The sequence below is a fragment of the Halobacillus sp. genome (genome assembly GCF_049282395.1).
In the GTDB taxonomy this organism is placed as follows: domain Bacteria; phylum Bacillota; class Bacilli; order Bacillales; family Halobacillaceae; genus Halobacillus.
Genome location: NZ_JBAPTY010000446.1, coordinates 1 through 5,047, shown reverse-complemented (window position 1 = coordinate 5,047; position 5,047 = coordinate 1). Strand labels below are relative to the sequence as shown.

General features: G+C 42.3%; 5 protein-coding genes. All 5 read right to left on the bottom strand.

Annotation, left to right across the window (positions count from 1 at the left end):
* Nucleotides 1-692: 692 nt before the first annotated feature.
* The gene (locus WAM07_RS18465; protein ID WP_089750815.1) at nt 693-1,043 is read right to left on the bottom strand and encodes a phage holin family protein; all 351 of its coding nucleotides are present in this window, start codon (nt 1,041-1,043) and stop codon (nt 693-695) included.
* Nucleotides 1,044-1,074: 31 nt separating this feature from the next.
* Complete coding sequence (locus WAM07_RS18460) at nt 1,075-2,112, bottom strand: DUF4097 family beta strand repeat-containing protein (RefSeq protein WP_422168853.1); 1,038 nt, start codon at nt 2,110-2,112, stop codon at nt 1,075-1,077.
* A gap of 115 nt (nt 2,113-2,227) precedes the next feature.
* Nucleotides 2,228-2,875 (bottom strand): bacillithiol biosynthesis deacetylase BshB2, encoded by a 648-nt coding sequence (gene bshB2 / locus WAM07_RS18455; RefSeq protein WP_422168852.1) that lies wholly within the window; start codon nt 2,873-2,875, stop codon nt 2,228-2,230.
* Nucleotides 2,868-3,239, bottom strand: a complete 372-nt coding sequence (locus WAM07_RS18450; protein WP_422168851.1) for a YojF family protein — start codon at nt 3,237-3,239, stop codon at nt 2,868-2,870. The genes bshB2 and WAM07_RS18450 overlap by 8 nt, the downstream gene beginning before the upstream one ends.
* A 165-nt stretch (nt 3,240-3,404) precedes the next feature.
* On the bottom strand, nt 3,405-5,047 hold a 1,643-nt coding region (uvrA, locus tag WAM07_RS18445), incomplete at its 5' end, for an excinuclease ABC subunit UvrA (RefSeq protein WP_422168850.1).

Below are 5,047 nucleotides of genomic sequence, written 5' to 3'. Positions count from 1 at the left end.
ACCCTGCGCGCTGTAAGAAAAACAGGGGTGAGAGCAGGAAATCACCCATCCAAATGCTCAACATCACATAGTTGGAAGTCTATGTTAATTCTAATTTTTGATCTTACAGTAAAGCATTGAGTAAGACTTATTTTCGAGATATTGGTTATGAGGAAGGTGCTTCGGGGGGCCGATTTCGGATAGCTGCATCGCCCAGACACTCGCGTCATAAGTAGGAAATTCAACGGAATGAAAGATCACATCCCTATTTATTTTCCTGCTTATGACGATTTTGTCTATCAGGGCGATTCAGCTCTTGAACACTTTCCGTAGGTATGTACTGAGCCTCCTGGTATGAAAGAAACTGTCAACCCCTCACGCTTTTGACCATCTTTAAGAAGAGAAGCATTTACGCTTCTTTTTTAAGGTCTTCATTCAGGTTTTCCTGGTAAGGGGACAAGTGCTCGCCTTGACGACCTTTCCAGGAAAACCCATTCGGAGGAAGCGATGAACAATAGACTCCTTTCTTTAGAATCATGTTAAGGGCATAAGTACACGGCACGAAGGCAAAACTTTTACTGCAGTTAGCATTCAGGAGGCTTATGGTACGGAGGATCGACTAAGATCGCCACGTCCTGTGGCAACGTCGATCGACCTTACTTCGTGTAGGGCCAAAAAAACCGTTCAAGCAATAGGTGCTTGAACGGTTTTTTCTATTTCATATCTTTAATCAGGCTATTCAGTATTAAATTAATAATCGATATAATAATAGCCGCAATTATAGCCATTCCAAAGCCTGCTATTTCAAATGTGCTGCCGAGGAATACATCGGTCAGCCATAAGGTAATAGCATTAATGACTAACAGAAACAGCCCCAGTGAAACTATCGTTATGGGCAGGGTTAATACAACTAGAATGGGACGGACAATCGCATTTAAAATCGACAGTATAAAAGCAGCCAATAAGGCCCCGCCGACGCCATCAATATGGATCGACTCAAATAAAGTGCCGACAGCAATAATTGCGATCGCATTTACCAAAATGTGCAACAGCCAGCTTTTCACATAGATCACCCGCTTTCTTCTATAAGATTATTCATTCTTGACCGCAAGGAGAAACCGTAACCGAGCCTGTTTTCGTTTCCGCCTCTAAATGATAAGCAGATTCATATTCTTCAAATGCTTCAAACGTTAATTGTTTATTGACTACCTCTTTTTTGTCATCCAGAATCTTATAATTATCGATCTGACAATTTAAGCTGCCAAAGTTTGTACGGAGCTTTCCATCCACCCGTTTATGTTTGGGCAGAGACACTTTAATGCTGCCTGTAGTGGCTTTGTAGAAACCAGTATGGGCTTTTTCTCCAAAATGATCGACTGTGATGCTTCCACTTACAGCAGACACATCACTTTTTCCAAAGTCACCGCCCAGTGTAACGGCACCGTTCAAAGTATCCATTTCACATGTATCAAATACACCGTCGGCGACCGTAATAGCTCCATTACCTGTCTCAACTTTACAGGTTTCCCCAACAACACTGTTCAACTGAATCCTTCCATTGGAAGTTTTGAGCTGGTAGTAATCACTATCCATATGATTAACGGTGATGGTGCCGTTTGCCAGTTTGGATTTAATAAAGTCATATCTCTTTTTAGGAAGGGTGAGGTGAACGAACGTTTTAATTTTCTTAGAGGGACTGGCTAAACGTAAGAGCCCATTATGAATATCAAATTGGCCATCTGCTAAGAAGTGACTCCTCGCCTCTTCTTCAGTATCGACCTGATAAACTCGCACGTGATAAGCGGCTTTTACATAGTCCTCCTCCCATGTGTCTACATCAAGTGAACCGTTAGCAATCGAAATGTCTATATCGTTAAAATCATCGGATTCGGATTTTGTCTCATAATCAAACTCGACATACTCACCAAACGAAAGATCAAAATCAGTGTTTTTTATTTTTTCAACAGCATCGCCGAGAAAATTCTTAATTCCATATTTCTTTTTTTCTTTTTCTTCTGCTTTTGATTCATCTGCTTCCCTGTTTTCTACAGCAGAGAGAAGCTTAGCCCCTTCTTCGGCTGATACATTGCCTTCTTCAATCATTTTTAAAATCTTCATGCGCTCTTCGTTCATCCCTACCATCTCCTTTTCTCATTAGTAAAGCATTCCCGGCAATTGGAGTAAAAAAACCAATTAAAAATACACCTTGAAAAAGACAGGCGTTGTCAATTCCAAGGTGTCATAATTATTACGTAAACGAATAACGGTAAAACCTTTCGGTTTTCAAACGTTCCAACTGTTCTGGCTGGTCATTTAATAAACTCATCATTCCGTCAGCCTGAGAAAGGTGTGCCTTTATTGCGGCTAATTTGCGCTCCCAATAAGGTGTGATATCATAAATCAACTCAGGCTCACCAAGATCGGCTTCATGATTGTTAGAAATGGCATGCATCCATACGTCCGGGCGTTTATGCGAATCAATCTTTTTCACTGCTTCTACGGCTGCAGCACCTAACGCGTCATGATCCGGATGGACGGCATACCCTGGATAATGGGTAATAACCAGCGTAGCATTTAGATCCTCAATCTTTTCTTTAAGATGACTGGCGACTTTCTCGATAGGTTCGAATTCAAGAGTCTTATCCCGATAACCTAGAAACTCGACATTAATGTCCAGCTGTTTCGCTGCTTCTTCCAGTTCTTTTTTACGGTAGGAGGACAGGGTCTCCCGGTTAGCAAACACAGGATTCCCCATATTCCTGCCCATTTCACCAAGTGTGCCACATAAGTAAGTAACTGGAATACCTTGCTCTCTATACTTAGCTATCGTGCCTGAAGCACCAAAAGATTCATCATCAGGGTGTGGAAATATAACGACTACGTGTTCTTCACTCATCAGGATCAGCCTCATGTGAAAATGGAGTTTCACTTATTTCCAAAGCCACCATTAAACGTCCTTCACGATCATGGCCGGCCATAAGTAAACGATTCTTATCATCAATTTCAAAATCGCTCACCCCTTCTGCGTAAATCCATCCAATATCTAATTTTAGACCTACACGATAGGAACCTCCTGTGCTGACGATTTTACCATGCTGGTATTTAACGTGGGCATTACGAATAAACGCACCAACATTATAGGCTTCCTCATCAAAGTGGCTCGCATAGGCCCCGTTAGTAGTTTCTAAATGTACGTATACATCCTTTTTAGCCAAGCTGTCAATCTTTTTTTGAACTTCGGTCTGACTAATTGGTTTCATTGCGAATTCCTCCTGTCTAAACATCCTGATGACCAGAAATCTCAACTAGATGATTTCTGTGTGTGCCTGGTTTGTGTTTATAGACCAAAAGAGAAGCTCTCTCCCTTGGCCATCAATCTAACCTATCCACCACGATACTGAACTTGGAGGGAGGCGTCAAAACATCTACTCGTTGGCTGCTTTCTCCTTGGACTGTAACCTTTCCTCCATCCGTTTACGATCACGTTCCAATACTGGCTTGAGATAATGGCCAGTATAGGAGGCTTTAGTTTCCGCTACTTCTTCAGGTGTACCGGTAGCAATAATTTCTCCGCCTTTATCCCCGCCTTCAGGGCCCAGATCGAGTATATAATCCGCCTCTTTGATGACATCAAGGTCATGTTCGATAATCAATACGCTGTCCCCATTATCGACAAGTCGCTGGAGCACTTTTAAGAGACGGGAAATATCATCCACATGCAGACCTGTAGTAGGTTCATCAAGGATGTAAAAGGATTTCCCATTCGAGCGGCGGTGAAGTTCACTGGCCAGCTTCACCCGTTGGGCTTCTCCACCGGAGAGTGTGGTGGCCGGCTGTCCAAGTTTAATGTATTCCAGACCTACATCGGCTACTGTCTGCAACTTCCGTTTAATCTTTGGAATGTTATTGAAGAAATCCAGAGCTTCTTCAATCGTCATAGCTAATACATCTGCAATACTTTTTCCTTTATATTTTACCTCCAGAGTTTCACGGTTATAGCGCTTACCATCACATACTTCACAAGGAACATAAACGTCAGGTAAGAAATGCATTTCAATTTTAATAATTCCATCTCCGCGACAGGCTTCACAACGCCCGCCTTTTACATTAAAGCTAAAACGGCCTTTTTTATATCCACGAATCTTCGCTTCATTCGTTTGAGCAAATACATCACGGATATTATCGAATACTCCAGTATAAGTCGCAGGATTTGAACGAGGTGTACGGCCGATTGGTGATTGGTCAATATCGATCACTTTCTCCAAATGCTCCATACCTTCTATTGTTTTATGCTTACCTGGTTTTTCTTTGCCTCTATGCAATTTCATGGAAAGCGATTTATATAGAATCTCATTTATAAGTGTACTCTTACCAGACCCTGACACACCTGTAACAGCTGTGAACAGACCCAATGGTATTTGTGCACTCACATTTTTTAAGTTATTTTCCTCTGCACCTTTAATCTTCAGGAAACGCTCATCGGGTTTTCTTCTCTCAGAAGGAAGTGGAATGAATTTTTTTCCGGAGAGATACTGACCGGTTAATGACTTTCCGCTTTTCATCACTTGCTTAGGTGTACCCTGTGAGACGATCTGACCACCGTGAGCACCTGCTCCTGGCCCGATATCAATTAAATAATCAGCTGCAAGCATTGTATCTTCATCATGCTCCACTACAATCAGGGTGTTATCCAGATCTCTCATACGCTTCAACGTATTAATCAACCGATCGTTGTCACGCTGGTGAAGGCCGATAGAAGGTTCGTCCAGTACATAAAGCACGCCGGTTAGAGCGGATCCAATCTGCGTTGCCAGTCTGATACGCTGAGCTTCGCCACCTGATAGTGTCCCGGCAGAACGGGACAAGGTTAAATAATCCAGCCCGACGTTCGCGAGGAAACTGAGTCTTTCACAGATTTCTTTTAAGATCATACGGGCAATCGTTTCTTCTTTTTCAGTCAATTCAAGTCCTTCAAAGAATTCCTTTGCTTCGGTTACGGAATAATCAGTTGTAATGCCAATATGTTTTCCGTTGATTAATACGGCAAGGGCTTCTTCATTCAAGCGGT

Coding starts and splice junctions, on each gene's coding strand:
- WAM07_RS18460 (WP_422168853.1), bottom strand. CDS start 2,112: ATGAACGAAGAGCGCATGAAGATTTTAAAAATGATTGAAGAAGGCAAT.
- bshB2 (WP_422168852.1), bottom strand. CDS start 2,875: ATGAGTGAAGAACACGTAGTCGTTATATTTCCACACCCTGATGATGAA.
- WAM07_RS18450 (WP_422168851.1), bottom strand. CDS start 3,239: ATGAAACCAATTAGTCAGACCGAAGTTCAAAAAAAGATTGACAGCTTG.